Source organism: Nocardioides terrigena (assembly GCF_003047265.1).
GTDB classification, from domain to species: Bacteria; Actinomycetota; Actinomycetes; order Propionibacteriales; family Nocardioidaceae; genus Nocardioides; species Nocardioides terrigena.
On record NZ_PZYY01000023.1, the window covers coordinates 1 to 1,516 of the forward strand.

Annotated in this window: 1 protein-coding gene; it reads left to right on the top strand. The window is 42.2% G+C overall.

Features of this window, described 5'->3' with window-relative positions; translation table 11 throughout:
• On the top strand, positions 1-1,516 hold a 1,516-nt coding region (locus tag DAE25_RS22585; protein WP_107768543.1), incomplete at both ends, for a TonB-dependent receptor plug domain-containing protein.

Here is a 1,516-nt window from a genome sequence, read left to right on the forward strand (position 1 = left end):
CGGCAGATCATTCGGTGCGCGTATCGGTTCCGAATATAACAGTAATCGCGGCATTAACGATTCGCTTTCACTCTATGGACAAGCGAATAATCTGGATGTATTGCTATTAGGCAGTTGGGGAGACGATAAAAACTATAAGGCGGGTAAAGGTTATTCGGATGCGGTGAATAAAAATAGCCGAGTAGTGAATAATACCGCTCGTCGTCAAGGTAATTATTTGGCGAAATTCGGCTATGATATTACCGATAAACAGCGTATCGGCTTAAGTTTCCGTCAAGAGTCGTTTTATGGTGCGGGACAAGATCGTTTCGAGATGATTTTTAATAGCCGCCCGGTAAATGCGAACACGACCAAACGTACCTACAACCTTGAGTATGATGCGAAAGACATCGGCTTTGCTCGAGACGTTAAAGCGAATGTGTTCCATATTTTAGGGACGGATAAGCGAGAAGATTATCAGCAAAATAAATTAACCGGTTATCAACGTAGTTCTAAAACCAAAACAACGGGGGCTAATTTAGGCTTTACCAGCGAATTTGGCGGAGAGCATCTGTTTAAATATGGTGTGAATCTGCGTAAAGAGCAGACAGGTAGTCAGAATTCGTTCGGCAATATTAAAGGCGAACAAAAATTCGAATACGGATTATATGCCGAAGGGATTTGGTCTTTAGGTAAAGTGCTGACCTTAACCACAGGGTTACGTTATGATTACTATGATTTGGATACAGCGGGTAAAGTGGATAAAAACGGTAAACCGCTTGCCGGTAATAAATCGGTATCCGATAAAAGATTAAATCCGAGTTTCGGATTGATTTGGGACATTACACCGAATTTTGCTTTGAATGCTAAATTAAATTATGCAAGTCGCAGCCCTATTTTAGCTTCGGCAAATACCATAACCGATAACCGCGGTTCATTAGATAAAGCCAGAGGCTTACGTTTTATCGATCCTAAATTGAAAACCGAAGACGTACGTTTGGCGGAAGTCGGTTTTGAATGGAAATATGCCGATTTTAATTTAAAAGGCAGCGTGTTCGAGCAAAGAGTTAAAAACTTCTATCAAACGACCAACAGTATCATTAGCAATGCGGGAACCTTAAAAACGAAAGGTTATGAAGCCGAGTTGGATTATCAATGGAACGCATTAAAATTAACCGCCGGTGTGGCGTATGCCGATCCGAAAGCGGACTTTGCGCTTTCTAATGATCCGCTGAATGTTATTCCGCAAGGTCGTCAATGGAGTACCGGTGTTTCGTATAAATTTGTTGAACCGAATTTAGAGATCGGTTGGTTAGGTCGCTATGCTCAGTCTAAAGAGTATAAAACGGGCGCTGCGCCGAAAGTCGAAACGAGAAGACGTATCGGATACGGCGTACATGATATTTTCGTAAACTGGCAGCCGCTTAATCAAGACAACTTCAATGTGAATTTCACGGTAAAAAACATCGGTAATAAATTCTATCGTAGCCACAGCCAAAGAAATCTTGAAGTCACGCCGCCAAGCCCGGGACGTGAG